The organism is Actinacidiphila bryophytorum, assembly GCF_016916835.1.
Lineage (GTDB): Bacteria > Actinomycetota > Actinomycetes > Streptomycetales > Streptomycetaceae > Actinacidiphila > Actinacidiphila bryophytorum.
The window spans coordinates 1-599 of record NZ_JAFFIX010000080.1 but is presented as its reverse complement, the minus strand read 5'-3'; the positions used below and the strand labels follow the sequence as shown (position 1 = coordinate 599).

General features: G+C 65.3%; 1 protein-coding gene. It reads left to right on the top strand.

All coding sequences use genetic code 11. The annotated features are described in order from the left end of the window. Window positions 1-599 (top strand): glycoside hydrolase family 10 protein (locus JT723_RS34680; protein ID WP_205048883.1); only part of this gene is annotated, 599 nt, incomplete at both ends.

The following is a 599-nucleotide window of genomic DNA, read 5'->3' as shown; positions in this document are numbered from 1 at the left end:
GAGCCGTCCCGGGGGAACTTCAACTTCGGTCCCGGCGACCAGATCGTCTCCCATGCCCAGTCGCACGGGCAGCGGATGCGCGGCCACACCCTGGTCTGGCACAACCAGCTGCCCTCCTGGGTCTCCAACCTGTCCGCGTCGGACCTGCAGTCCGCGATGGACAACCACATCACCACCGAGATGAACCACTACAAGGGCAAGATCTACGCCTGGGACGTGGTCAACGAGGCCTTCGCCGACGGCGGCAGCGGCCAGCAGCGCAGCTCGCCCTTCCACGACAAGCTCGGCAACGGCTTCATCGAGCACGCCTTCCGCACCGCCCGTGCCGCGGACTCCTCCGCCAAGCTCTGCTACAACGACTACAACATCGAGAACTGGTCGGACGCCAAGACCCAGGGCGTCTACAACATGGTCAAGGACTTCAAGTCCCGCGGCGTGCCCATTGACTGCGTCGGCTTCCAGAGCCACTTCGGCACCGGCGGACCCCCCTCCAGCTTCCAGACCACCCTGTCCAACTTCGCCGCCCTCGGCGTCGACGTCCAGATCACCGAACTCGACATCGCCCAGGCCGGATCCACCCAGTACGCCAACACCGTCAA